The organism is Aquabacterium sp. A08 (genome assembly GCF_011742065.1).
Window position 1 is genome coordinate 1 of the sequence record NZ_JAAQQT010000583.1, and the last position, 1,802, is coordinate 1,802.

General features: G+C 69.5%; 2 protein-coding genes. Both read right to left on the reverse strand.

The features are described from left to right. Positions 1-584, reverse strand: a 584-nt coding sequence (ybiB, locus tag HA630_RS07405) for a DNA-binding protein YbiB (protein WP_166833772.1), incomplete at its 3' end; no start/stop codon positions are given. Positions 585-646: 62 nt separating this feature from the next. Next, positions 647-1,802 (reverse strand): molybdopterin dinucleotide binding domain-containing protein (locus HA630_RS07410; protein WP_208300007.1); only part of this gene is annotated, 1,156 nt, incomplete at its 5' end.

Below are 1,802 nucleotides of genomic sequence, written 5' to 3' on the forward strand. Positions count from 1 at the left end.
CCGGCCGCCGGTTGCATCAGCTTGACCAGGCTGTGGCCGCTGTTGCGCAGGCCGACCACGCGGCGCACGTCCAGCAGGCGTTGCAGACCGGGCAGGAGCGTGGCGGTGCGGACAAAGTCCACCCCGGGCGCGGAGCGCAGGAGGCTGGGGTCGGTCGGTGTGCCCACAGGCAGGGTCGGCGCATGTTGTGCGATGGCCTGCAGCACTTCGTGGCTGGTGAGGCGGCCGGGGTCGCGGGTTTGGCCATGCACCAGCACGCGGCACCCGCGTTGGGCCAGGCTCAGCGCCAGCAAGGGGGTGAGCACGGGCAGCTTGCGCGCGCCGTTGTAGCTGGGCAGCACGACGGTGGGCGCGGTGCTGGTGGGCAGGGCGGGCAGCCGGGTATGGATTGCGTCGAGGAAGCCGGCGAGTTCTTCCGGCGTTTCGCCCTTCACCCGCATGGCGATGCAGAAGGCGCCGAGTTCCAGGTCGCTGACTTGCTGGTCCAACACCTGGCCCATGAGGTCGGCGGCGTGCGCGCGGCTCAGGGCCCGGGCGCCGTCTTTGCCGCGCCCGATGTCCTTGAGGTATGCCGAAATGCCCATGGTCCGATTTTGATGTTTTCTTGATAAGAAAAGGTTATAAGAATAAATTGCGTGCCCACGTTTCAGTGCGCCATTGCATCGCTTGCGGCGGCGGTGTGCTGCACCAGCCGTTTGAGTTCCGGCACACAGGAGCCGCATTGGGTGCCGCATTTCAAGCCGTTTTGCAGCGCCACCAGCCGCTGGGCGGGCTCACCCGGGGTGTGTTGCAAGAATTGGACGATGGCTTGGTCGGTGACGCCCACGCAGTTGCAGACCGGTTTGCTGCGCGCCACCGGCGTCCCCGCGGGTGGGTGGGCGGTGGCTTGCAGCAGCGCCAGGCCGCTGGCCGGGGCGGGCAGGCTGTCGCGCAGCAGGGAGGACAGCCAGGTGCTGGATTGGGTGTCCCCGGCCAGCAAAAACGCTTGCACCCGATGGCCCGCGTCCCGGCTCAGGCGCACACGGCGTTGCTGGTGGCGCGGCGCGTCGGCGTAGCGCAGGGTGTCGGGGCCATCGAGTTGCAGCGTGTGCACCAACAGCGGCAGCCAGTCAGGGGTCGATGTGGGGGCTTGCGCGTGGGCCGCCTGGAACCAGAGGCCGGTCAGGTCGGTGGTCTGCCCCGAGGTGTTGAGCGCGGAAAACGGGATGCAGGTGGCGTGGTCGAACCGCGAGAGCAAGGGCCGCAGTGCGCGTTGGGCGGCCAGGGCCTGGTCGGCCGGCAGCCAGGCCAGCGCCTGGACGGTCCAGGGCAGGCGGGCTTTGTCGATGCGCACCGCCGCGTGCTTGAGCTCCGGTTGTTTGGAAGTGGGGCAGTAAGCCGAGGTGGTGAGGCCGTTGACGCCCGCCAAGGCGGTGCCGTCGGTGGCCCGGCCGCCGATGCATTCGCTGCCCCAGTGCATGGCAATGAAGCACTGGCGCCGGGCCAGTTCGTGCGAGGGCTGGGCCGGCAGCACCAGTTGACCGCGCTTGCTGGTGACGCGCACCAGATCGCCGGCTTCTAGGCCGGCTTCGGCCATGTCCTGCGGGTGCATCTGCACCTCGGGCTCGGCCACGTGGCCGAACAACTTGCCCAGGGTGCCGGTGCGGGTCATGCCGTGCCACTGGTCGCGCAGGCGCCCGGTGGTGAGGGCGTAGGGGTAGCGGGACTCGCGCTCTTCGGCCAGGGGCGTGTAGGGCAGGGCGGCAAAGCGGGCGCGGCCATCGGCGGTGGGGTAGACGCCGTCGGTGTACAGGCGTTCGGCG